The sequence below is a fragment of the Chloroflexus sp. genome (assembly GCF_034432675.1).
In the GTDB taxonomy this organism is placed as follows: Bacteria; Chloroflexota; Chloroflexia; order Chloroflexales; family Chloroflexaceae; genus Chloroflexus.
Genome location: NZ_DAOUBI010000126.1, coordinates 17,358 through 40,335 on the forward strand (window position 1 = coordinate 17,358; position 22,978 = coordinate 40,335).

Annotated in this window: 21 protein-coding genes and 1 riboswitch; of the genes, 8 read left to right on the forward strand and 13 right to left on the reverse strand. The window is 55.2% G+C overall.

The genetic code is table 11. From position 1 onward, the window contains the following. Window positions 1–216 precede the first annotated feature (216 nt). Together VAE55_RS09330 and VAE55_RS09335 are read right to left on the reverse strand one after the other, a co-directional pair. Window positions 217–1,635, reverse strand: a complete 1,419-nt coding sequence (locus VAE55_RS09330) for an aspartate ammonia-lyase (protein ID WP_322815514.1) — start codon at window positions 1,633–1,635, stop codon at window positions 217–219. Window positions 1,636–1,923: 288 nt separating this feature from the next. After that, entirely contained in the window at window positions 1,924–3,627 is a 1,704-nt protein-coding gene (locus VAE55_RS09335) for an esterase/lipase family protein (RefSeq protein ID WP_322815515.1), read from the reverse strand. A gap of 404 nt (window positions 3,628–4,031) precedes the next feature. Between VAE55_RS09335 and VAE55_RS09340 the strand changes: the two genes are divergently transcribed. From VAE55_RS09340 to glnA, 3 genes are all read left to right on the forward strand, one after another. After that, window positions 4,032–6,170 carry a hypothetical protein gene (locus VAE55_RS09340; protein ID WP_322815516.1) on the forward strand — a complete coding sequence of 713 codons (2,139 nt, stop codon included), beginning with the start codon at window positions 4,032–4,034 and terminating at the stop codon, window positions 6,168–6,170. An 839-nt stretch (window positions 6,171–7,009) separates the two neighbouring features. Continuing rightward, on the forward strand, window positions 7,010–7,828 hold the full coding sequence (locus VAE55_RS09345; RefSeq protein WP_322815517.1) for a hypothetical protein: 819 nt from the start codon (window positions 7,010–7,012) through the stop codon (window positions 7,826–7,828). Window positions 7,829–8,270: 442 nt separating this feature from the next. Continuing rightward, the gene (gene glnA / locus VAE55_RS09350) at window positions 8,271–9,692 is read left to right on the forward strand and encodes a type I glutamate--ammonia ligase (RefSeq protein ID WP_322815518.1); all 1,422 of its coding nucleotides are present in this window, start codon (window positions 8,271–8,273) and stop codon (window positions 9,690–9,692) included. 487 nt (window positions 9,693–10,179) lie between these two features. Here glnA and VAE55_RS09355 read toward each other — a convergent pair whose 3' ends face one another. Together VAE55_RS09355 and csx15 are read right to left on the reverse strand one after the other, a co-directional pair. Then, on the reverse strand, window positions 10,180–11,346 hold the full coding sequence (locus tag VAE55_RS09355; protein ID WP_322815519.1) for a cysteine desulfurase family protein: 1,167 nt from the start codon (window positions 11,344–11,346) through the stop codon (window positions 10,180–10,182). A gap of 19 nt (window positions 11,347–11,365) precedes the next feature. Beyond that, complete coding sequence (gene csx15, locus VAE55_RS09360) at window positions 11,366–11,752, reverse strand: CRISPR-associated protein Csx15 (RefSeq protein ID WP_322815520.1); 387 nt, start codon at window positions 11,750–11,752, stop codon at window positions 11,366–11,368. Between the two features lie 227 nt (window positions 11,753–11,979). Between csx15 and VAE55_RS09365 the strand changes: the two genes are divergently transcribed. Continuing rightward, window positions 11,980–12,393 (forward strand): META domain-containing protein, encoded by a 414-nt coding sequence (locus VAE55_RS09365; protein ID WP_322815521.1) that lies wholly within the window; start codon window positions 11,980–11,982, stop codon window positions 12,391–12,393. A gap of 79 nt (window positions 12,394–12,472) precedes the next feature. Here the strand turns inward: VAE55_RS09365 and VAE55_RS09370 are convergent, their stop codons facing one another. Both VAE55_RS09370 and VAE55_RS09375 read right to left on the reverse strand, forming a co-directional pair. Beyond that, complete coding sequence (locus VAE55_RS09370; protein WP_322815522.1) at window positions 12,473–12,859, reverse strand: hypothetical protein; 387 nt, start codon at window positions 12,857–12,859, stop codon at window positions 12,473–12,475. After that, window positions 12,856–13,152: a YggT family protein gene (locus VAE55_RS09375; RefSeq protein WP_322815523.1), complete on the reverse strand. Its 297-nt coding sequence runs from the start codon at window positions 13,150–13,152 to the stop codon at window positions 12,856–12,858. The genes VAE55_RS09370 and VAE55_RS09375 overlap by 4 nt, the downstream gene beginning before the upstream one ends. Before the next feature lie 424 nt (window positions 13,153–13,576). Between VAE55_RS09375 and VAE55_RS09380 the strand changes: the two genes are divergently transcribed. Further along, window positions 13,577–14,020 carry a hypothetical protein gene (locus tag VAE55_RS09380; protein WP_322815524.1) on the forward strand — a complete coding sequence of 148 codons (444 nt, stop codon included), beginning with the start codon at window positions 13,577–13,579 and terminating at the stop codon, window positions 14,018–14,020. Window positions 14,021–14,057: 37 nt separating this feature from the next. On the opposite strand, the gene VAE55_RS09385 is transcribed toward VAE55_RS09380, so the two are convergent. The 6 genes from VAE55_RS09385 to VAE55_RS09405 form a co-directional block, all read right to left on the reverse strand. After that, window positions 14,058–14,321, reverse strand: coding sequence for a hypothetical protein (locus VAE55_RS09385; RefSeq protein ID WP_322815525.1), 264 nt, complete (start codon window positions 14,319–14,321; stop codon window positions 14,058–14,060). 17 nt (window positions 14,322–14,338) lie between these two features. Next, a complete protein-coding gene (gene map, locus VAE55_RS09390; protein ID WP_322815526.1) occupies window positions 14,339–15,115 on the reverse strand; it encodes a type I methionyl aminopeptidase in 777 nt (258 codons plus the stop codon). Between the two features lie 36 nt (window positions 15,116–15,151). Continuing rightward, window positions 15,152–16,075, reverse strand: a complete 924-nt coding sequence (locus VAE55_RS09395; protein ID WP_322815527.1) for a methylenetetrahydrofolate reductase — start codon at window positions 16,073–16,075, stop codon at window positions 15,152–15,154. Between the two features lie 3 nt (window positions 16,076–16,078). After that, window positions 16,079–17,275 (reverse strand): PLP-dependent aspartate aminotransferase family protein, encoded by a 1,197-nt coding sequence (locus VAE55_RS09400; protein ID WP_322815528.1) that lies wholly within the window; start codon window positions 17,273–17,275, stop codon window positions 16,079–16,081. Window positions 17,276–17,349: 74 nt separating this feature from the next. After that, a riboswitch (SAM riboswitch) is annotated at window positions 17,350–17,456 on the reverse strand. A gap of 353 nt (window positions 17,457–17,809) precedes the next feature. Continuing rightward, entirely contained in the window at window positions 17,810–17,917 is a 108-nt protein-coding gene (locus VAE55_RS19130; protein WP_416181183.1) for a class I SAM-dependent methyltransferase, read from the reverse strand. A 224-nt stretch (window positions 17,918–18,141) separates the two neighbouring features. Beyond that, window positions 18,142–18,690 carry a GNAT family N-acetyltransferase gene (locus VAE55_RS09405; RefSeq protein ID WP_322815529.1) on the reverse strand — a complete coding sequence of 183 codons (549 nt, stop codon included), beginning with the start codon at window positions 18,688–18,690 and terminating at the stop codon, window positions 18,142–18,144. Window positions 18,691–18,937: 247 nt separating this feature from the next. Here VAE55_RS09405 and VAE55_RS09410 point away from each other — a divergent pair, with 247 nt between their 5' ends. After that, window positions 18,938–20,125: an acetyl-CoA C-acyltransferase family protein gene (locus VAE55_RS09410; protein WP_322815530.1), complete on the forward strand. Its 1,188-nt coding sequence runs from the start codon at window positions 18,938–18,940 to the stop codon at window positions 20,123–20,125. An 88-nt stretch (window positions 20,126–20,213) separates the two neighbouring features. Beyond that, window positions 20,214–20,957: a 3-oxoacyl-[acyl-carrier-protein] reductase gene (gene fabG / locus VAE55_RS09415; RefSeq protein ID WP_322815531.1), complete on the forward strand. Its 744-nt coding sequence runs from the start codon at window positions 20,214–20,216 to the stop codon at window positions 20,955–20,957. A gap of 149 nt (window positions 20,958–21,106) precedes the next feature. Here the strand turns inward: fabG and VAE55_RS09420 are convergent, their stop codons facing one another. Beyond that, a complete protein-coding gene (locus tag VAE55_RS09420; protein ID WP_322815532.1) occupies window positions 21,107–21,406 on the reverse strand; it encodes a hypothetical protein in 300 nt (99 codons plus the stop codon). 70 nt (window positions 21,407–21,476) lie between these two features. Here VAE55_RS09420 and VAE55_RS09425 point away from each other — a divergent pair. Continuing rightward, window positions 21,477–22,978: AAA family ATPase (locus tag VAE55_RS09425; protein ID WP_322815533.1), on the forward strand; the 1,502-nt coding region annotated here is incomplete at its 3' end.

Genomic DNA, 22,978 nt, shown 5'->3' on the forward strand with positions numbered 1-22,978 from the left:
TGGTACCGCATCTGATCGCGGATGCGCTGAACCATCTCTCTCGCATTGTGACGACCGACCAAAAGCCCGATGGTGCCATTTCGGTATGAATATGACGCCTGAACGATGTACATCATCGATCACAAGAGTCAGAATCACCGTGTTTCAGATCATAATGCAGCGAGGGGTGGCTCCAGGCCACCCCTCGCTTGTATCTCTGGTTCAGGTCAGATCGCCTTAACCGCCTGCGGCAATGCCCTGAATCCCGCCTTCGGTCATCTTCCGTACATCGAGGAGTTCATCAACCTGTTCGGCGGTGAGGAGACCCTTTTCAACCACCACTTCTTTGATGGTTTTGCCGGTCGCCATCGCCTCTTTCGCGACTGCTGCACCGTTCAGATATCCGATCACGGGGTTCAGCGCCGTTACCAGAATGGCATTCTTCGCCAGCCAGCCCGCCGCCTTTTCGCGATTGGCGGTAATGCCAACCACACACTTCGTCGTGAAGGCATTGATTGCGCCGATCAGCACGTGCATCATCTCAAACAGGTTGTGCGCAATGATCGGCATCATCACGTTCAGCTCAAGCTGACCGGCCTGCGCTGCCAGGGCTACGGTCAGGTCACAACCCTGCACGTGGTAGCAGGCCATGTTCAGCATTTCTGCCAATACCGGATTGACTTTACCAGGCATAATCGAGGAACCGGGTTGGACGGCAGGTAGCCGGATTTCGTCGAGACCGGTCGCCGGGCCGGAAGAGAGGAGCCGGAAGTCGTTAGCGATGCGACCCAGTGTGATGCAGAGGGTGCGCAGGCTGGCCGAGAAATCGGCGGGATCGGCCATGCTTTGCATCGACTCGAACAGGTTCCCCGACGAGACAAGTTCATGGCCGGTGAGTTCACTGAGTTTGGTAACCATGCGATTGTGGTATTCGGGGTGTGCATTGAGACCGGTGCCGGTTGCTGTACCACCGATGCCTAGCCGACGGAGCCGATTGGCGGCAGTGACGATACGCTCCATGTCGTTGCGCACAGCTTTGGCGTATGCACCGAACTCCTGGCCGAGCCGCACCGGGACAGCATCTTGCAGGTGGGTGCGCCCCGATTTAACGACATCGTCGAATTCAATCGCTTTTTGTTCAAGCGCATCGGCGAGGTCATCAATAGCGGCGATCAGTTCGGGTAGACGCCACAAACAACCCAGGCGGATTGCGGTTGGAATGGTATCGTTCGTCGATTGCGCCATGTTGACGTGGTCGTTCGGGCTGACCGGTTTCTTCGGATCGTCGAGGCTGTAGCCAAGAATCTGGTTAGCCCGGTTGGCCAGCACTTCGTTGACATTCATGTTGTGAGACGTACCGGCGCCGGCCTGAAACGGATCGACGACAAACTGATCGGCGTGTTGGCCGGCCAGAACTTCTTCGGCGGCCTGAATAATGGCGTTGGCGATCTGCGGATCAAGCAGACCAAGGTCGCGGTTCACTTCAGCAGCGGCCCGTTTGATCATCGTCTGGGCCCAGACGAAAGCCGGGTAAGGCCGCATCCCGCTCACCGGAAAGTTCAGCACCGCACGCTGCGTTTGGGCACCGTAGAGGGCATTAGCCGGTACCTGCATCTCGCCTAACGAGTCGCGTTCAATGCGATAACCTTCAGCCATGAGTTCAGCTCCTTTCATGCAGCAGGAAGCGACCATGCATTCCTGTCTCGCATGGATTGTGTCGCGTTACAGGGCGATTGTATCATAACGCAGGCGAGATACAGTCGCAACGGTCGTTGTGCATTCCGTGCATGCTATTGCCGGTCAAATCTGCTAGCATACGATGCACATCATGGCGCAAGTGCTGGCGCGGGTTGTAGCGCTGGCTTCCAGCCTGCTCCGCACCGTAGTACAGATGATGGATGAACGCAGGTATGCCTCCCATCCCGGCAAGCGACTTCGCTTGCGCTAACGACCAACCTCGTTGCGCACCTGAGTCAAGGCAGTGATCATCCCTAATGCCCGATCACGGTCATCGCCAACCATTTCTTTGCACAGCTCGATCAACTGATCAATGGCCTGATAGCGCTCGGCTGGTGGTAGAGCCATGATTGCCTCTACTGCGGCTGGCTCGCCACTGAGGACACTGCGCAGTCGGTCGTCACCGATGGGGGGCGCACCCAACACACCACCTCGTTCACTCATCGCTGTACCGAGCCTGTCTACCGCCGCGGCCATGGTGCTGCGGGCATCAAATTGGAGTTGGGGGATGTCAGAGGTGCTCAAGACGGTGCAGGTGTAGAAGAGATCGGTCGTGGGCGCAACCTCAGTCTCAATGGTGGTGATCATTGGTTCAGCCGCTACTGTTGCCCCAACACCTCCCAACACTGGCGGTTCGCCTGTACCGGTGAGCATTGCGCCAATCGTAACGTGGCCGTAGTCGGTACCGTGTAACATCAATCGATAATCACCGGCGGTTGGATTGTCGATTACCAACAGATTGAGTGCCTTGCCCGCATGCCCATAATTCCGTGCTCGTACCCGGCGGCTGCGACGGGCTGTTCGTTTTTCGCCAGCACCTAACACGCCGGCTGGTGCCAGCGATTGACCGGCTGGTACCTCAACCTCTACCTCGACCGGTGAAGCTGTCATAATGATCAGGCGTGGGGTTGGTGCTGGTGCGGCGGTGGGAGCGGCCCCTAATACGTCGGGGGCAATGCCCAGCTCTCGGAAGATTAAGGACAGGGCTTGGGGACTATCGGGTAGCGCACCGTGGCTTACCGTAATTGCAGGTAGATTGTTGGCCTGGGGCACAGTTGCCATGCGTTGGAGTACGGTGCCGTCACCTTGCGTATCGTAGTGGCGCTGAAGCGGTACCCCGTCGGCGTAGCGCAGTGGATGATCGGTAGGGGGCGGTCCGACCAGAATAGTGTTTAGGGTGTTAAAACCGACACCGGTAATGGTGGTCACCGGAACACGCTGTGTCAGAGTAGTAACCGCTGTAACCTGATTCGCCATCTCGCCCCACAAATTACGGAAGACCATACTGCTCAGCGGTTTAAGTTGCGGAGGGTTGCCACTCAACAGATAGTCTTCGACCGGCAGTAAATCGCGTATACCGGGCACCTGCGTGTGGATCGTCTTCACCTTGTCGAGTTCGGTCTGGATGGGATGGATATGGCGCAAATACCACAGGTAGACGGCAAAGACGGTGCGCAGCGTCTCATCGGCGTGAGGTTCTGCACCGGCCCAGGCGGTGTAGGCTTCTGCCGAGCCGCGGTGCGGGGTGCCGAGGGTGATTAGGTGGGCTACATCATTACGTGCAGGATATTCCGGCGACTGAATGTAGCTGCGAGCAACTAAACCACCCATACTATGACCGATGAGGATAACCTTGCTGGCATTGGCTGCTTTCTTTGACCTGTCGATCCATCCGACCAGGTAGCGACGTGCGCTCTCTTCAACCGGTTTGCGCCAGTCGTAAAATGCCACAAAGAGATCACGATTACGGCGATAACCGGCCTGAATGAAGGTTTGCAAGAATGTCTTCCCGTAATCAACAAATGGTGGAAAACTCCATCCATTTAATGTCGGACCGCGCCAATCGAGCAGGACCGGCAGGTTGAACGAACCGGTAAAGCCGGGGATGAAGATCACGGGTAGACGCGACATACTGTCTCCTTGTCCATCTTCCATTGTGCGGAGGGGAAACGGGATTGTTGTGCGATCTGGTAGATTGCAGGTCTGTGATATGACCGATATGTTTGACGTAGTATCACCAGTATACGCGAGAGCAATGCTCGCTGCAAGGGGGAAAGTGTATGAATAGGGCGTTTGCGAGGATGGTGTGTTGCGATGTTTGGAGTGCGGAGGCTATGCCTCCGTCCCGACCGTAATCGATGCCCGTCTTGTGTTGCACTGTTCACTCTGCGATCAGGGTGATACCGCATCGTGTAGCCATGTCGCCGAAACTTCGATGGTTTGCAACAGGTTCATCACTTCGGATGACACTCGCTGTCGTTGTCCGTTCTACCATGCATGCGTTACATTTGCCAGATTCCGCTATAATGTCTGTTATGAAACGACATCTACTCTGGTTCCTGATCATCACAGTACTCATCAGTTGCAGTTCAACGCCTGAGCCGGCACCTGAAACGGTTAACGAGCCATTCCGTAGCGCATGGCAGGCAGCAGGCGGTACGCGAGTTGGCCCCCCCTTAAGCGAGCCACGCTGGGTTGATGATGCGCTAGTTCAGTACTTTGCTACCATCAAAATTGTAGCCCTCGATAATGGTGGTGCAGTTGCCGAGCTGCTACCGACGAACTGGCGTGAACAGATACCTGCGGCAGTCGTTGAATTGGCCCCTGCACCACAACGTGCCTCGCTAACGGTAGCCAAATCCGCGACAATGGTTCAGCCACTACAACCCATTCCCATCACAGTACAGGTTCCTGATTACAGTGGTGTAGTTGATGTCCAGTTCTACGATGCCAAAGCGCGTCTGAGTGCGCAAGGGCAGACTACCATCGTGGACGGCGTAGGGGAGATTGTGTTGCCGGCAGGAGGTGCGTTGGGGCCGCAGTGGGCGATAGCTCTGATCAATGGCAGGCTGGCCGGTGCTCGCAGTCAGATCGTCACCCTTGACGCCCAGACCAGATTGATCAGCGGGCAAAGTGACATTGACTCGTTATACCCACGTATCCGGCGACTGATGACCGAGGCGCGGGTGAGCTATGAACTGAACGGTCGTCTCATCAGCGGGTATCGTTCGCCCGACAACCCGTTACTCTGGCTGCGTGATCACGTATACCAGGGGCGTGGCTTTCGCTATTTCGAGCACGATGTCACCAGCCTGCTGGACGCTTTTCGTGATGCGCAGTTACCCGATGGTAGTCTCCCTGACGTGATCGATTATCCCGACCGCTATGTGCAGGCGTTCCGCAAAGAGGTGGAGTCGGATATCGAATTTCTCTACATTCAGGGTGTATACGAAGCATGGCAGATGACCGGCGATGATGAATGGTTGCGTAGCCATTTGCCGGCGTTGCGCCGGGCTGTCGACTACATCACCACCAATCCTCTGCGCTGGAATGCCGGTCGGGGTCTGGTGCGCCGTCCCTACACGATTGATATGTGGGATTTTGCCTATGGCCCCACCACGATCAGCCCTGATGGTAAACCGGCACCACGCCACTGGATCGAACCCGACACGATTTGGGGTACCTTCCACGGCGACAATACCGGGCTGGCTTATGCCCTGATGTTGCTGGCCCGCATCGAACAGCGGGTTGGCGAACAATCACGGGTCGAACGCTATTTTCAGCTCTCTGATGAGATCATGCAGCGGCTGAACGATCTGGCCTGGAATGGGCGCTTCTTTACCCATTTTGTGCCAGAGGACCCCACCTTCGCTCCGGTTGGTGTGGATGCGTCAAATCAGATCAGTCTCTCCAATGCCTATGCGCTCAACCGGCGCGTGCTCTCCGTTGGTCAGGCTCAGGCCATTGTCGAGAGTTATTATGCCCGCCGTGACTTCAGCCGCGCCTTTGCTGAGTGGTACAGTATCGATCCGCCGTTCCCGGCAGGTAGTTTCGGGATGGCGAATGGTAAAGGCGAACAACCCGGTGAGTACGTGAATGGCGGGATTATGCCGCTGGTCGGCGGTGAGCTGGCCCGTGGCGCCTTTACCTTCGGCTTCGAGCCATATGGTCTCGATATCCTGCGTCGCTACGCCAGTTTGCTCCGGCTGACAAATGCGTCGTATTTGTGGTACTACCCCGACGGTCGGCCCGGTATTTCCGGTCCTGATACGATTCCTACCGACGGTTGGGGGGCCAGTGCAATGCTGGGGGCATTGTTTGAAGGTTTGGCCGGCATCGTTGATGAGGCTAGTCGCTACGATGATGCGATCATTAGCCCGCGCTGGCCGGTAGAGCCGGCTATCACCCGGGTTGAAGTGGTTGCCCGCTATCCGGCATCCGATGGTTATGTCGCCTATCGCTGGCAACGCAATGATCAGAGCATGCAGTTATATGTGACCGGGAGTGGTCGCACTGCCTATGTACGCTTCCTCTTGCCCGAAACTGCTGGTGAAGCGATCACCATGACCGTTGCCGGTCAGCCGGTGACTCCGACTATCGAATATATCAGGAATAGCCGCTATGCCGGTGTGGCGCTTGACCGCCTGAATGTGGTGGTCACTGTCTCGTGGTGACCATCCGATGGGGCTATGCAGGCGGATGATATCAAATCTGGTGTAATAGCATTCATAACGCGCGATCCGACAATCACTCCGTTATCACACCTGAGCACGGAAGGGCAGAACCGGCGTTTCCGCCCCACAAGAAGTATGATCACGTCGCGGCGAGGATAATGTTGCCGGACCGTTTGCCCGTGTCGCACAATGTGGTGTGCAGCAGCCACGCTGCCGCACCAGCCAGCCGTGCTCACGATTAGGAGTGGGTTGTAGCGTTTCTCCTGTGAGTCAAGGAGACGACGTGTGGGCAGAGCACGTCGGTCTGACGTTACCATTCGCGTGGGCGGTGGTGCGAGAGGTTCGCTAAACAGCCGAACCTCTTATCACCCGCTATAACTACAGCGCCGAGATGCGCAGGTGCGTCACCCGGTACGGAGCTTCATCTGGCAAGAGATTGGCCGGCTCACCCTCTGGTCATACTATCCCACCACTCATGTTGGCCCACACCTGATTGATTGCCGGTGTTGTCTTGTCAGAAGCTACTATCGTTTGTGAGTCGGAATCGAACAAATGTAATTGCGCCAAATGTCGTACCAGCGTCCCCAACTACTGAACATCCCAATCTAGCTCGCGGGTTGTGAGATATGCCTGCACAGTCCGGCTCACGCTGAATAGCACAGCTAGAATCAATGTGTCCGTGGTCGTGTGCAGGTTAGAAAACCCGTCGTATGTTGACCAGAACACAAGCGAAACTTTTGACGTCTTTGTCCATAGGAGCTATCTGCACGAATATCCGTCTGCGGACTGTTGACCATTGCCAGAGCGGCGTGCGTATCATACAGGCAGGAGAGGTGTCTATGCGACGCTTGCTTGTGATCGTGGTATTGCTCTGCCTGATCGGCGTAGATCACGCGGCGTTGTGGTTTAGCTCAGTCCATGCCCATGCTGCCTGGCGACAGGTGCGTGCCGCGCCGCCAACTCGCCCTGGCCCGACCATAGAAGCATTCGTGCGCCCCGAATTTGCGGCCCGGATGCGGCGATTGTGCAGCACCATTTTGGAGGCTGCGGCCCGACACAACCATCCCCATTTGTCAGGGATGAGTGATCGCGAGTTTGCGGTCGTGATTGCAACCATTCTTTACAACGAGAATTTTGGCTGGGCGGAAGAGCTGGTGCCACCGCTGCGAATGGTGACACCGCTCTACCAGGGTGCCCAACAGCAGCTCAATTTGCACGGTTGGGGAGCCAATTTTAGTGTCTGGCCGGCCAATTTACGCCCTTCGGTTGCCGCCGAGATTCTGTCTGGCAAGGTACCACTCGCCGATGGTCGTGTGCTGCGTATCCCGTTGCAAGTTACGGGCAGCCAGATTGATCCGACGACATTTTCCGATCAGCGAGCTTTGTTCGCCGCATTGACGGCGGAGATCAGTAACGACGAACTGGCAGTACACTATCTGGCCGCGAACCTTGAGCGCGGGGTCTGGCGGGCGGTAATGGAGGGGCAACCGGTTTCGTGGCGAACGCTGGCCGCCTGGCACAATCAGGGCATCGTTGATCCGGTTGCCATTCGCAACAACCCGACCGCACGTGACTATGTGCGTCGTGCAGCGGCGTATGTACCATTGGCTAAAGCACTGTTTGCTTCTTCAGACCAGACTGGCTTACAGGCCGTGTGATGCAGCCATCGTATGATATTCCATTGTACCTGTCGGTCAGGCACGCCCCGGTAAGCACTGCACATTAGGCAAAGCATCCAATCTGGCAATGGTGAAGATTGTACCCTCTCAACGTAGTAACGATACTCCTGGCTCGCTATACTATCTAATAGGTGCAGATGTTGCACGTCGCCTGTGTAGGCGCTCCGGCCAACACTGATGTGGCCCGGCTTAACCGTTGACATTTCGGCGTTGCGATGTCGCATCGCGTTGAAAGCTTCGGTTGTAGCGGGTGTGCCGATTGCCACGCTTGTCGCGTATCATCTGCTTCCCAATTACGGATACCGACAGGAAGAATACGACGCCGCTGGTCACAAATGTACCACGGCGTCGTTGCCTGTTTTAGGACCACGTTCGTTCTGCAGGACCGCGTTCGTTCTAGTGTAGCAAGGAGTAGACTTGTATGACGATGGATGCGAAGGGCGTTATCGAATTGATCAAAGCCAAGGGAATTCAAATAGTTGATACCCGCTTTACCGATCTCTTTGGTGGGTGGCAGCACTATTCGCTGCCGGCCTCGCGGCTGACTGAAGATATGATTCGCGAGGGTTTGGGCTTTGATGGGTCGTCGATCAAGGGTTTTCAAGCCATCAACGAGAGCGATATGTTGATGGTGCCCGATCCATCAACGGCATTTATCGATCCCACCCTCAGTGTGCCAACACTGGTACTGATCTGTGACATTATCGATCCCATCACCCGCCAGCCCTACAGCCGCGACCCGCGCACGGTTGCTAAAAAGGCCGAGGCATATCTCAAGACGACCGGTATTGCCGATACCGCCTACTTCGGACCAGAAGCTGAGTTCTTCCTCTTCAGTGATGTACGCTTCGGTCAGGGGGCCAACCACGGTTTCTACTATATCGACAGCCCGGAAGCGGTCTGGAATACCGGCGCTGAAATACCGGGTGGCAACAAGGGCTACCGCATCCGCCACAAAGAGGGTTATTTCCCGGTTCCACCCACCGATACCCTGCAGGATATTCGCTCAGAGATGATCCTGAAGATGATGGAGATCGGGATCGAGATTGAGTTGCACCATCACGAGGTAGCAACCGCCGGTCAGTGCGAGATCGATATGCGCTTTGACTCGCTGGTCAATATGGCCGACAAGGTGCAGAAGTACAAATATATTGTGCGCAATGTCGCTCGTGCGCACGGCTACAGTGCTACCTTTATGCCGAAGCCGATCTTCGGCGACAATGGATCGGGTATGCACACTCACCAAAGCCTCTGGAAAGATGGCGAGCCGCTCTTCTTCGATGAGACGCAATACGCTCTGCTCTCGAAGACGGCCCAGTACTACATCGGCGGTATTCTCAAGCACGCTCCGGCGCTGCTGGCAATTTGTGCCCCGACCACCAATAGCTATCGCCGGCTGGTACCGGGCTTCGAGGCTCCGATCAATCTTGTCTACTCGATGCGCAATCGCTCGGCGGCGATCCGTATTCCGACCTATAGCTCATCACCCAAGGCGCGTCGTATCGAATTCCGGGCGCCGGATGCGATGTGTAACCCGTATCTCGCCTTCGCTGCTATGATGCTGGCCGGTCTCGACGGCATCCAGAACAAGATTGAGCCGCCACCGCCGCTCGATGTTGATATCTACGAACTCTCACCGGAAGAGAAGGGCGACATTCGCAGCACACCCGGCTCGCTTACCGAAGCCCTTGATGCGCTCGAACAGGACTATCACTTCCTGCTTAAGGGCAATGTCTTCACGACCGATCTGCTCGAAGCATATATTGAGACCAAGCGCAAAGAAGCTGTCGGTCTGTCGCTGCGCCCGCATCCGTATGAGTTCATGATGTATTACGACGCTTAATAGCCCGCTACATACGCAACAGCAGGGGCGCATTCCAGGTGCGCCCCTGCTGTTTTGCTCACGCGAGCCTGCTATGAATACCGCCTCCATCCGAAGCATTGTCGGGTGGGGTAAGTGACGACAATACCTCCCCTTCTGATGCGGATCGATCACGCAGGTATTCCCGTGTCGCGTAGTCTGGCGTGCAGAAGCCATGCCTTCGCGCCGCCCATAATGCTCTACACCCGATGCGCGTTGTGACGGCTACGAGCATACCTGGGCGCATGGGAATATGATCCACGCTAACCCATTACCCTCCTCCCCATCCTAAGCGCAGAAGTGGATCCGGCGCACCCACAGCGTAAGTGGTGATCCGGCTATCCCTCTTTACACAAACCGGTTGCTCGAGTATCCCGCTAGCCTTTGCCGGTTTCATTCATGGGTGGACAGATATCCTCGTCAAACAGAGAGCAGAGAAATAACGCACACTAGGTATACACTCCCGGCATTACGCACACGGCGTCAGCGTTCGCAATTGCGCGACCAGATCGGGTAACAGATCGAGCAGAGTGTCAATCTGCTCAGCGGTGGTCTGGCGACCCAGGGAGAAGCGGATCGAACCGTTGGCTTCGTCGGGTGAGAGACCCGTTGCCAGTAAGACGTGCGACGGTTCGAGTGAGCCAGAGGTGCAGGCACTTCCTGAACTGGCACAGATGCCGCGCTGGTCGAGCAGCAGTAAGAGGCTTTCGGTCTCAATACAGGCGAAACCTACATTAACGATGCTCGGTAATCGGGTCTGGCGGTCACCATTCAGCCACGATTGTGGAATGCGGGTAAGCATGCCGTCAATCAGGCGTTCACTCAATGCTCGTAATCGAGTCGTATGCGCGGTACGCTCGCTCTCGGCAATGCTCAAGGCTTTGGCCAACCCCACAATACCGGCGATGTTCTCTGTACCGGCCCGGCGGCGGCGTTCCTGGGCGCCACCGTTGATCTGCGGCACCAGCGGTGTTCCCCGGCGCAGATACAATACACCTACCCCCTGCGGCCCGTAAAACTTGTGGGAGGTCAGGCTCAGGAGGTCAACTCCCAACGCCTGTACATCGAGCGGTAACTGGCCGGGTGCCTGCACCGCATCCGTGTGAAAGAGCACGCCACGCTCGCGACAAATGGCGGCCAGATCGGTGATCGGCTGGACGACACCCGTCTCATTGTTGGCATACATCACCGAGACGAGCGCGGTTTCGGGGCGGATTGCAGCACTGAGATCGGCAGGTTGGACACGACCGGTGCGATCAACCGGTAGCAGGGTTACCGTAAACCCCTCATATTCCACCAGATAGTCGAGTGCATGGAGAACGGCGTGATGTTCGATGGTACTGCTAATGAGATGGGTTTTGCCCTGGTCCCGTAGCGCCATGGCCACCCCTTTGATGGCCAGATTAATGCTTTCACTCCCGCCGCCGGTAAAGACAATCTCTTTTGGCTGACACCCTAACACCAGCGCTACCTGCTCGCGCGCATCGTCCAACGCCTGCAATGCAGCCCGGCCAACCTGATGGATGCTGGATGCGTTTCCACTCATGCCGGTCAGGAATGGCATCATCGCTTCCAGTACTCGTGGATCGAGCGGTGTTGTGGCAGCGTAGTCAAGGTAAATCAGGCGACTGTTCATAGACGGTTCTCCGGCAAGGTTATTGAGCACGACGGGTACGTGCTTCGTCGCGTAGCACCTGGAGATTGAGTATTTCGGCCACTTCGTAGCGAGGCGGCAACGAACCGGCCATTGGACGAATTCGCAATACCGGCGGGAAGTATCCCATTCGGCCATGCAGCTCGGCCAGCAGGGCTGCGGCACTGAAGTTGAGAGCCGGGAGATTAACCAGGATCGCTTCGCTCTGCCATTGCTGAGGCGAAAGACCGGCAGCATCGGCTATGGCGACGATTTGCGGGAGTAACGGCTGTTGCTGATCGATTTGGCTGGGAATGTCAAGCAATCGATCAATGTGCTGGCCGGTCAATGCAACGATTTGTTCTTGCTGCGCTGCGGTGATAGGATGGGCATAGTTTAGGATAATCATCTTCCAATCCTCGTATGACGTGTCTCTCTATCTATTGTAGCGCAGACTGATTGACAGAGTGCTGGCGATGGGTCGCTTGTTGTGAATGATTGTGGAACATTTGCCTGTTGATTCACGTTTGGAGATTGACCGATAGCCTGACGTCACCGCACAACAGCGAGTTCTGGAGAGACAGGCATCAACAGACACATCGCCGAATGGACCAGAACGATGAAAGGACATCTTCTATGAGTGCAATCCGGGTAATAATGCTCCTACTGGTTATGTTCCTGGTAGCCTGTACGAATCGTAGCACACCCACCACTGATCTTACCAATAGACAGTGGCAGTTGATCGAACTTGAGGGTCAGCCACCGTTACTATTAGAACAGGCGTTATCGATGGCGTTTGATAGCACCGGACGTATAAGCGGATTTGCCGGTTGTAATTCCTTTAGCGGTAGGTATCGTGTTGAAGGAACGACAATCTCTATCAGCGACGTGGTGACAACTCTGATGGCCTGCGCCGATGATGCAGTGACTACTCAGGAGATGATGTTTCATCAGGCGTTGCAGGCTGTAACGCAGTACGAATTAAACGCCGGGACGCTTACCCTGCGCGATGAAAATGGTGTTGTTCGTCTCCGCTTCCAGGCATTTTGATCCGTCGTTGCCCATGCGGTGGCCGGACAGGCGATGTGCCGTAGAGTGAGGGGCATGCATCATTCCCCCTCACTCGCACCTATTGCCGTTGTTCTTCGAGTATCGTCTTGCCCAAACCGGTCAGACGGGCAATCAGCCAGCCCAGTGTGAAGACAGGAATCGGTTGTGTCAATGGAATGAGGGCTTCAACCGCAGCTTTATTGCGTAAGCCGCGCAAGCCCAATCGGTCGAGTAGCAGCCAGCTAATCGGAGCTGCCAGAATGTCAAGACCAAAATCGAGCAAATCGAGGGCAATGGGCAGTGCGATGGGCAGGTAATGCATCGTTTCAAAAAAACCGGCATCCGGCGGTACATTCAGGTTTCGTAACCGTTGCCAGATCAGCCAGAGCACCGTAACCGCAAGCGTCAAACAAACCAACATGATGACGAGTAACCAGCTTAAGATTGTCGCAATTTGCTCACTCATTGGCGCTGCATCCTTCCCAGACCAACCCAGATCAGGGCCGTCAGGCTTACAATCAATACAAGGGTTGCCAGCGTGCTCAGTTCCAGAATTGCCCCAAAACGAGGTTGATCGCGATCCATCATTGCCAGTGCTGCCACGATAGGGTCGGTCAGATGGTAGAGCCAGGTCACCGCCGGGCTGTCGGGTCGGGCGGCCAGCAATTTCAGCACCAACCGCACCACGAGTAAACCGCCAAGCGCACCACCCAGCAGGGCAATACCTTCTCGCAAGAGATCCAACAGTCGCCGATTCATCGCAATAGTCCTATAGATGGAACTTTACAGAGCTATTGTACGTCTATTAAGCGCTACAGGCAGGCATTGTGCAGAAAATGTTTGTAAGACGAGAAAACTCCACAAGAGATTGTACCGTATCTGTTTCGACAGTAATGAAACACTGTCATCTGAAAAATTGTTGCAACTGATACGCTTTGGTCGGGTGGTGGTGTAGTTCTGATCGTGAAACTCACTTGATGTCACATCTTCGGCCACATCTGGTATCGGTAACGGTAGAGTGGTGAGATACGTTCTTTCAGATACGTTGATTATTCTCAGCGAAATATGACCGAAGACCTATGGCATTGGTTACGGTGGTTTGTTACACTATACTCACTTAACTTCCTGGCCTGCATGACAATCACAAGAACCGGTATCCAGTCACGTGCACAAGGAAATCGTCATGATCAAGCCAATGGCGTCGGTTGGGGCAGAGCAGCGAATAACCCTCATGAGTCTCTGGCGATCAAGTCGCGCTAACCTCTTCTTCATCATGGTGGGGTTAGAGTTGTGCCTGCTACTAAGCGTACTTGTCTGGCTATTGTTATCCGCACCACCGCGCCCGTCGTTGACCACGACACCGGATTTGACTCGGTTGACCGATGAAATTCAGGGTCGTCTTAGCGGATTGATCATCGATCCCGTCATCGAAGTCAAACCAGGAGTTATCGTGCGCTCAAGTAATGTGCGGGGTTTCCACTACGAAGGCAACGTCTACTACTACTATATCGAGGGTGCAGCGAATTACGATCCCTTGTCGCGTGGATTACTCCGTCTTGATCAGGTAGAAATCATGCTCCGCGACGATAGTGGTAATCAGACTATCGTCATCTACCGGGTGCAATAGCAGGCCGGGCGAGAGCGCAGATACGTATTACTCCAGATCAACGACGACGCCCTTCCTCCCAATCCCCCCAATCCCGTTCTTCGGCGGCACGGATCGCTCGCCGCTTCAATGCACGACGTGAAATCGGGATGACTTCGTTGAGCGTTGCCCAAAGCTGCTCTTCAAGCTGAGGTTGGGCAGCCAGTGCAGCCTCAATAGCCTGTACATCGATACCACGGGCATGCAACTCGGTCGCGATCTCGATGGCACGTGCTCGATTACCGGCAGCGAGTGCTGCGATCAAAGCTTCTTCGAGTTTCATCGTTGATCCCCCTCTGCTCAGGCCGTCAGAATAATCGGCCCTTCTTCGGTGATAGCCAGTGTATGCTCGAACTGAGCTGATCGCTTGCCATCGGCAGTGCGCACCGTCCAGCCATCGCGGTCAACTTTGGTAGCGGCTGTACCGACGTTGATCATCGGTTCAATTGTGAACACCATACCAGCGACAATTTTGCGGTTCTGCTGGGGATCGTCGTAATGTAGAATGGTCGGTTCTTCGTGGAGATTACGTCCCAGGCCATGACCGGTATATTCGCGTACCACCGAAAAGCCATTCGCTTCGGCGTGGCGCTGAATTGCGGCACCGATTGCCCGCAAGGGGTTGCCTACCCGTGCCTGCTCAATCCCCAATTCAAGGCAACGCCGAGTCACGTCGAGGAGTCGTCGCGTCTCATCATCAACTTCGCCGACAGCAAAGGTCTCGCACGCATCGCCGATCCAGCCGTTGAGGCGTAGCCCGATATCGATGCCGACAATATCACCCTGGCGGAGGCGATCACGCTTGCTCGGAATACCATGACAAATCACGTCGTTAATCGAAGCGCAGATCGTGCCTGGAAAAGGAGGAATGTAGTTCCGCCGTCCGGCGGGTACATACCCTTTGTACACCGGCTCGGCCCCGTGCGAGCGAATGAACTCTTCGGCAATTGCATCGAGTTCAGCCGTCGTTACCCCTGGCCGAATATGCTCTCGCAGCACCTGAAACGTCTGCCGCACCAGTTGACCAGCAGCACGTAAGAGTTCTATCTGGGCAGGAGATTTTAAAATGATAGCCATAGTAGTACTTTCATCGATCAGCATGTACTACATATGTTATAGCACATTCTCTTCGGTTGACGGTACCGGTGGCCGGGGTAACAGACCGGCCTGTTCCACTACCCGCGGAATCGCCCGCGTCCAATCAACCGACATAATGTGAACGCCGACAACACCTTCCACGCTGAGCAGCTCGGTTACCAGTTCGGCGGCCAGGGCAATACCTTCGACTTCGCTATCGGTAGCCCGTTGCATTCGTTCAATCACCGTCTCTGGCATCAGTGTACCGGGCAAGTGATCGCGCAGGTAGATAGCCGAATGTGGCCGGCGCAAGATCATCACGCCGGCCAGAATATACGCCTGTTGGTGTAAACCGGCTGCGCGCACATCGGCCATCCATTGGCGAAATCGCCCAACATCGAAAATGAGCTGCGTTTGGACAAATTCGGCACCAGCTTCGATCTTCTTCTCAAGGCGGGCAGCCCGTTCAACATTGGGGTTCGCGACACTGCCGATAAAGAACTGCGGCGCCTCTTTAAGCGGTGTACCGGATTGAAACGTCGCCTGATCGCGTAGGGTGCGTAAGACCCGGATCAGTTGAAATGAATTGAGATCAAGGACGTTTTTGGTCTCTGGATGATCCCCAATCCGGGGATGGTCCCCCGTCATTGCCAGCAAATTACGCACACCGAGGGCCGATGCACTAAGCGCATCGGCTTGCAGGGCAATCCGGTTGCGATGCTGGCAGGTCATTTGCATGATCGGCTCAATGCCGAGTTGTTGCAAAATAACACTCCCCCCCAGCGAGGACATCCGGGCAATACCGCGCTGGTTGTCGGTCAAATTGACCGCATCGACATAATCGCGAATGTTGTGGGCCAATGCTTCGAGATGGCTACGTGCCGCCCCCTTTGGCGGTGCGATCTCGCCGGTAACGACAATCTGGCCGGAAGCAAGCCGGCGCTGAAGGGTAGAATGCATAGGTTATTCGTCGGCAAGAGCCTGTTGCAGATCGGCGATCAAGTCACTCACATCCTCAATCCCACACGAAAGGCGGATGAGGTTGTCGCGAATACCCACCGCCAGCCGTTCTTCACTACTCAATTCATAGTAACTCATAAGTGCCGGTTGTTCAACCAGGCTTTCAACACCGCCAAAGCTCGGTGCGATGTACGGCAGACGTAGCCGGTCGACCACAGCCATGGCACTCTGCAAATCGCCGGCGACTTCAAATGAGACAACGCCGCCAAAGCCACGCATCTGGGCGCGAGCCACGACGTGGTCGGGGTGTTCGGGTAATCCCGGATAATGCACTCGGCTTACCCGTGGATGCCGGGCCAGAAATTCGGCTACCGCCTGACCATTTTGATTGTGACGCTCCATCCGCAGGGCGAAGGTCTTCAACCCACGACCGAGCAGATACGCGGTATGCGGATCACAAATACCACCGAGAATGCCCTGGGTTTCGCGCAGCGCACTGATAATTGGTGGTCGACCGATGATTACACCGGCCAGCAGATCGTTATGGCCGGCCAGATATTTGCTACAGCTATGTACCACTAGATCGATCCCGTATTCAAGTGGACGCATATTGTATGGGGTGGCGAAGGTGGCGTCGATGAGTGTCTTAATCCGATGCTCGCGAGCAATGCTTGCCACGGCAGTCAGATCGATCACCCGCAGGTAGGGATTGGTTGGCGCTTCCGTAACAATCAGGCGAGTGCGTCCCGGTTCGATAGCAGCCGCAATTGCAGCAGGATCGGCAGCAGCCACAACGCTATGCGTCACACCCAGCCGAGCCAGCATGGTACGCACGAACTGGCGGGTGCGCCGATAACCGTCATCGGTCAGAATAACATGGCTTCCCGATGGGAGAAGTGCCAGCATCACCGTCGTTAATGCATTCATCCCGGAAGCGCAAAGCAGAGCTGCGGCAGGGGCCGTTGGTGATTCAAGAGCGGCTAATCGCGCTTCAACGGCTCGTACCGTCGGGTTGCCGTAGCGGCCGTATTCTTCACGCTCTAGGTTACCTGACTGAAACGCGATCAGCTCAGTGCTATCGCGGAAGGTGTAGGTGGCGCTGTGAACAACGGGGGGAGTAATGGCATCAAATGCGCGCTGACGCGGTTCACCCGCGTGAACTGCGGCCGTGCTGGGCCCGGTCAACTGTTCGATATCCATAAGAAAACCTCTCATCAAGGCGATGAGAGGTCAGATGACGTTCTTCTACCGATTGACGGGAAGACGCCGCTCTCCTCTCATCTGCCAGCTTTATGCTGCCGGAGTTGCCACCCGTCAAGTTCATTTCCGCCGGGTTGGCGCGGTTTCGCAGGGCCGGTCCCTCCACCGCTCTGGATGAGTGCAGCGTTCTGCAATTGATGGTGAGTATAGCAGGGGCGCAGCTTGTTGTCAATGGGAGAAGAACAGATGATCAACCGGGAAGTTTCGTACAAACGTATATCTCTCCGCTATCTTTTGTTAAGCCCATTCGTATGGTTGCTTCAGGGTTGGGAACGAGATCGGTAACCGTGGTTGTTTGTACTGTGAAGCCCGCTTCACGCAACCGGTCGGGGAAATCTCTTCCATGCACACGGAATTTTCCTGTCTAAATGGAATCCATCGTGCTTTTGGATCGACAATGCTGGGATCTTCAAACGTCACTTCGGCCATCATCGGTACTAACAGGGTTACCCAACCGGTTGGTTTCAGGACTCGTCAAAACTCGCGCATGGCTTTTCGATCATCTGGCACATGCTCTAGAACATGGCTGCATAGTATCGCATCAAAGGATTCATCAGGATACGGAATATTCGTGATATCCATTTTATCATTACATGATCGTCGTTCAGATCAGCCGTGAGATAACCAGACCCTAGCTTTTGGTGAAAGATTGGTTTGAAACATAAAATGTTTCATTCATAACCTCCGCAAAACATTGACAGGAAAAAGAATCTCTCTTAATGTAGGGTGCGTAACCTACCACTGTGCCAGAGATGAGACTGTTATTGCCTGTGTTGTTGCGATTTTGTTACAGTAAAATCGGAGGATCACACCTTTAAGAACGCCGACATAATCACCACATCGTGCAGGTCACCGTTGCGATCAATGGCGTGGCGCGTCAACTGGCCTTCAACCGCGAATCCCAGGCGCGAGAAGATAGCCTGACCGGCTCTCAAAGCTGCCAGCATGGCTACTGTCACCTTTTGTGCGCCTAAATCACGGGCTGCTTCAACAATGGCCTGTGCCATCTGCATGCCAAGGCCACAGCGCCGCCATCCCGGCTTAACGAGCAGGCGAAGTTCGGCGACATGGTTCGACCAGCCTGGTACCCGGCGTGCTGATGCATAGGCAGCGATTGAGCCATCATCGGCAATTGCAACCATCTGCCGCCAGTTTTCGGCGAAAGAGGCATTTACCAAGCGGGTAATAATTTCGGGGTTAGTAAAATCTTCTTCCAGATAAAGGAGATCATCTTTGGGAAGACTTAAGCCAAACTCTGTCAGCGCTGCCCGGTCACTTTCCACGAGTGCTCGAATGGTGACCTGTCGATTGTCCTTCAGCGCTACATTGCTCATCGCTGCGCTGCGTTGAACCATGCCCGACCTCCTGCTGGGTTGATGAGGAAATCTGTTGTATGAAGTGTGTGAAATATACCACATGAAGTTACAGTCGGGTTACTCCCCGCCAAAATCGAAAGGATCGGGCGTGGTTTCGTATGATGCAATGATGACAGATTTTCTTGACCCATTCTTTGTTGCTAATCCTGATATAATTGTACGTGTTCCTTGAAGTTCGGCAAGTAACCGGCGGAGTCGCCCGGCGATCCGTCGCAAGGAGGTCGTTATGAGCGAGAAGCGAGAGGTCGTGGTGCTTAGTGGCGTGCGCACGGCCATTGGCACATTTGGTGGTAGTTTGAAGGATATTCCGCCCACTGAATTGGCGGCGCTGGTTACCCGTGAAGCAGTTACCCGCTCTGGCCTGCAACCGGACGAAATCGGTCATGTGGTCTTCGGGCACGTGATCAATACCGAACCACATGATATGTATCTGGCTCGTTATGCGGCGGTACGTGGTGGTCTGTCAGTGGAGACCCCGGCTCTCACGCTCAACCGACTCTGCGGTAGCGGGTTGCAGGCTATCGTGTCGGCGGCCCAGTACATTTTGCAAGGTGATACTGAAGCAGCCGTTGCCGGCGGTGCCGAGTGTATGAGCCGTGGCCCGTATAGCTTGCCGGCCATGCGTTTCGGTGCCCGTATGAACGACTCAAAAGTTGTCGATATGATGGTTGGGGCCCTGACTGACCCGTTTGACGATTGCCATATGGGAATAACTGCCGAAAACGTGGCGGCAAAGTGGGGAATCAGCCGCGAAGATCAGGATCAACTGGCTTATGAGAGCCATATGCGCGCAGCGCGGGCGATTGACGAAGGGCGTTTTGCCAATCAGATCGTGCCGGTTGAGCTTAAGGTCAAGGGTGGTACCACCCAATTCATGGTTGATGAGGGAGTACGCCGCGATACGACCATCGACAAACTGTCCAAGCTCCGCCCAGTGTTTCTAAAGGATGGTTCGGTGACAGCCGGTAATGCTTCGAGCATCAATGATGCAGCAGCAGCGGTAGTGCTGATGGATCGGGCCACCGCTGAACGGCGTGGCTACCGGCCACTGGCGCGTCTGGTAGGATACAGCCACGCAGCCGTTGAACCAAAGTATATGGGGATTGGCCCGGTGCCGGCTGTACGGCGCTTGCTTGAGCGCACCGGCTTACGCATCAGTGATATTGATCTTTTCGAGGTCAACGAAGCTTTTGCAGCCCAGGCGCTGGCTGTGATCCGCGATCTGGAGTTGCCGCCTGATCGCACAAATCCCAATGGGAGTGGTATCTCCCTCGGTCACCCGATTGGCGCCACTGGCTGTATTTTGACTGTTAAAGCAATTCACGAACTACACCGCACCGGTGGCCGTTATGCTTTGGTCACGATGTGTATCGGTGGTGGGCAGGGTATCGCTGCGATCTTCGAGCGAATGTAGGTGTGCTACAATTGTGAGGCTATGAGTCGGCAGCTAACGTTGGTGTTGCCGGCTCCAGGAACAAAAATCGCACGTTTTGGAGGTGGGAATGGGTAAGTTAACCGGCCGAGTTGCAATTGTTACTGGTGCTTCGCGGGGGATTGGACGGGCAATTGCGCTGGCATTGGCCGCAGAGGGTGCCAAAGTTGCTGTCAATTATAATAGTAGTGAGGCCGCAGCACAAGAGGTGGTAGATACTATTGTCGCCAATGGTGGCGAAGCGATGCTGATACGGGCAAATGTGAGCCAGGCTGATGAGGCGCGCCGTATGGTGCAGGAAGTTATTGAACGCTGGGGACGAGTTGATATTCTGGTGAATAACGCCGGTATTACCCGCGACCGCACCCTGCGCAAACTGACCGATGAGGATTGGAGCACCGTTATTCAAAACAATCTCAACAGCGTCTACTACTGCACGACGGCCGTAATGCAGACAATGATAGAGCAGAAGTATGGCCGTATTATCAATATCAGCTCATTTGTTGGTCAGGCAGGTAATTTTGGTCAGGCCAACTATGCGGCGTCGAAGGGTGGTATCATCGCCTTCACCAAAACAGCAGCTCTTGAGCTGGCAAAGTATAACGTTACAGTGAATGCTCTGGCGCCTGGCTTTACGGTGACCGATATGCTGGCCAAGGTTCCAGAGCAGATTCAGGAACAGATCAAGGCTCGTATTCCAATGGGGCGGTTTGGTCTACCCGAAGAGATTGCCAAAGCAGTGGTCTTCCTGGCCGCCGATGGTGATTATATCACCGGCCAGCAGATCAATGTTAACGGCGGTGTGTATATGTAAACCCCGAGGGTACCGAAGCAGAACGCTCTGCCGGGTAGTAGTTCACTCGTCAGCGGTTTCACCGAAGGGCGGAAGCTATGTCTCCGCCCTTCGTCGGCTCTTTGCTAGGGCTCTTTGCTAGATGGTCCGTCAGGCGACAGAGCTGTGTTTTATTTCCGCATTCGCTGGATGATGGTTTGAATATCACCCACGTATCCCTGCCACGCCTGCAACATCTCCTGACTCAAGCGTTGCTGGGTGCGAATCGCGTCAGCAACGGCCTGTTCGGTCGAATGACGCAGACTACGACTGTAGTCCCAATGCTTTAGCACGAAATCAAATGCCATATCCGTACTGGCGGCGAGGAGTTCATTCCATGCCCGTATCGATTGAAACATTGGGTCGGTTATGTCCGGTGTGACCGATTGATTATTATTGCCCGGTTGATGGCGTTCTTCGTTGTTCGACATTGTATCTGACCTTGTGTACAATAGGACGTATTAGGAATCAGGCTAACTATATCCGATCTCTGCCGCTATCATGGTATCACAAGCGGTTACAGGTGAGTATAACGAATATCTTTTACGACCTCGTCTACTGCCGCCGCCGGCGCCGTTGCATCGTATACGGCGGAGCCGCGTCGAACAACGTCTGGCGGTTGCCCTCGAAGCGCCGCTCACGCTAGTTGTAGCACCACCCGGTAGCGGGAAGACGGTGGCGCTGGCAATGCTGGCAACCCATGGCGGCTGGCCGGCTGCATGGTGTCGTGCTGATGCAAGTGATGATCCCACCGCTCTGCTCCGCCACCTAGTTGCTGCACTGAGTCAGGTTGTTGCTTTCGATACAGAAAATCCGCCGGCGACGATTGATACCCTGATCAACGTATTAACCGGCGAACTTGATGATGAGACGTTGTTGGTAATCGATGATGCTCATCTGATCAACGAACGACCGGATCTATATGCGCTGATTGAACGCTTGATCAGTGCCCAGCCACCTCGTCTCCATCTAGTGCTGGCGGGTAGAAGTGAGCCGGTTTCACCGTTAATTGCAACGGCACGACTGCGCGGCGAAGTGTTGTTGATAGAACCTGCTGACCTTGCTTTTCAGCCTGAAGAGGCGATGGCCCTCTGGCATCAGGCAGGTCGTGAAGTGCCGGTCGATCTCGATGAACTGATTTCGCTTAGTGGTGGATGGGCATTGGCTTTGCGCATTGCCCTCGATGCCACCGATTGGCGGCGTGCGCTTGGTTTGCGTGATCAGCCATCACCAATGCTGGATGAGTATCTCGAACGTGAGGTGTTTGCGCCGTTGCCGCCGCTGCTACGTCGTTGTCTGCAACGTAGCGCTGGTTTGCGCTGGATCGATGCCGATGTCTGTAATGCTCTTGATCCATCACTGAATGCCTCACAACTGATTGCCGAATTGCAACGTCGGCGTTTGTTTGTTACGCCATTTGGTGAACGGGGAGTGCAGTTTCAACCTATCATTGCCGCATGGCTGGCCCGCAAAGCTGCTGCTGATCCAGAATGGCCCCATCTCCATCGCCAGGCGGCAATCTACTTCCAGCAACGTGGCGATCACGAAAGTGCACTGTACCATCAGATCGCAGCCGGTGATCCCGCAGCAGTGGCGACCTTTCTACCGCTTGCCCGCAAACTCCTGACTGAACGGCGGGCTGAGGCAGTGTTAGATTGGATGCGTCGTCTTGCCCTATCCGGTGATGAGTCGCCTGAATTGATCGAGATTCAGGCCGCAGCGTTTCATCAACTGAATCGGCTGGAAGCAGCACTGGCTGCGTATCGGCGGGCTGAACGCGCCTTTGCTGCCGTGAATGATCATTTCGGGCAGGCTCGTTGTCTGCGTGGCCAGGCTGCGATCTATCTGGACACCGTACAGCCGGCACCGGCCACCGATTTGCTGCGCCGTGCCTTGAAACTACTGCCCCGCCAGTTTGGTGCCGAACGAATCGAGCTGCTCTTGATGCAGGCCGAAAATTGGGCAAACCGCGGCCGTGCCGATGTTGGGCAGCGCCTGGAACG

Excerpts from the sequence above, each read along its gene's own strand:
- VAE55_RS09345 (WP_322815517.1), top strand. The coding sequence starts at position 7,010 with ATGCGACGCTTGCTTGTGATCGTGGTATTGCTCTGCCTGATCGGCGTA.
- VAE55_RS09405 (WP_322815529.1), bottom strand. The coding sequence starts at position 18,690 with ATGGTTCAACGCAGCGCAGCGATGAGCAATGTAGCGCTGAAGGACAAT.
- VAE55_RS09365 (WP_322815521.1), top strand. The coding sequence starts at position 11,980 with ATGAGTGCAATCCGGGTAATAATGCTCCTACTGGTTATGTTCCTGGTA.
- csx15 (WP_322815520.1), bottom strand. The coding sequence starts at position 11,752 with ATGATTATCCTAAACTATGCCCATCCTATCACCGCAGCGCAGCAAGAA.
- fabG (WP_322815531.1), top strand. The coding sequence starts at position 20,214 with ATGGGTAAGTTAACCGGCCGAGTTGCAATTGTTACTGGTGCTTCGCGG.
- glnA (WP_322815518.1), top strand. The coding sequence starts at position 8,271 with ATGACGATGGATGCGAAGGGCGTTATCGAATTGATCAAAGCCAAGGGA.
- VAE55_RS09370 (WP_322815522.1), bottom strand. The coding sequence starts at position 12,859 with ATGAGTGAGCAAATTGCGACAATCTTAAGCTGGTTACTCGTCATCATG.
- VAE55_RS09335 (WP_322815515.1), bottom strand. The coding sequence starts at position 3,627 with ATGTCGCGTCTACCCGTGATCTTCATCCCCGGCTTTACCGGTTCGTTC.
- VAE55_RS09400 (WP_322815528.1), bottom strand. The coding sequence starts at position 17,275 with ATGGATATCGAACAGTTGACCGGGCCCAGCACGGCCGCAGTTCACGCG.
- VAE55_RS09395 (WP_322815527.1), bottom strand. The coding sequence starts at position 16,075 with ATGCATTCTACCCTTCAGCGCCGGCTTGCTTCCGGCCAGATTGTCGTT.
- VAE55_RS09385 (WP_322815525.1), bottom strand. The coding sequence starts at position 14,321 with ATGAAACTCGAAGAAGCTTTGATCGCAGCACTCGCTGCCGGTAATCGA.
- VAE55_RS09355 (WP_322815519.1), bottom strand. The coding sequence starts at position 11,346 with ATGAACAGTCGCCTGATTTACCTTGACTACGCTGCCACAACACCGCTC.
- VAE55_RS09380 (WP_322815524.1), top strand. The coding sequence starts at position 13,577 with ATGATCAAGCCAATGGCGTCGGTTGGGGCAGAGCAGCGAATAACCCTC.
- VAE55_RS19130 (WP_416181183.1), bottom strand. The coding sequence starts at position 17,917 with ATGGATATCACGAATATTCCGTATCCTGATGAATCCTTTGATGCGATA.
- map (WP_322815526.1), bottom strand. The coding sequence starts at position 15,115 with ATGGCTATCATTTTAAAATCTCCTGCCCAGATAGAACTCTTACGTGCT.
- VAE55_RS09330 (WP_322815514.1), bottom strand. The coding sequence starts at position 1,635 with ATGGCTGAAGGTTATCGCATTGAACGCGACTCGTTAGGCGAGATGCAG.
- VAE55_RS09375 (WP_322815523.1), bottom strand. The coding sequence starts at position 13,152 with ATGAATCGGCGACTGTTGGATCTCTTGCGAGAAGGTATTGCCCTGCTG.
- VAE55_RS09410 (WP_322815530.1), top strand. The coding sequence starts at position 18,938 with ATGAGCGAGAAGCGAGAGGTCGTGGTGCTTAGTGGCGTGCGCACGGCC.
- VAE55_RS09420 (WP_322815532.1), bottom strand. The coding sequence starts at position 21,406 with ATGTCGAACAACGAAGAACGCCATCAACCGGGCAATAATAATCAATCG.
- VAE55_RS09340 (WP_322815516.1), top strand. The coding sequence starts at position 4,032 with ATGAAACGACATCTACTCTGGTTCCTGATCATCACAGTACTCATCAGT.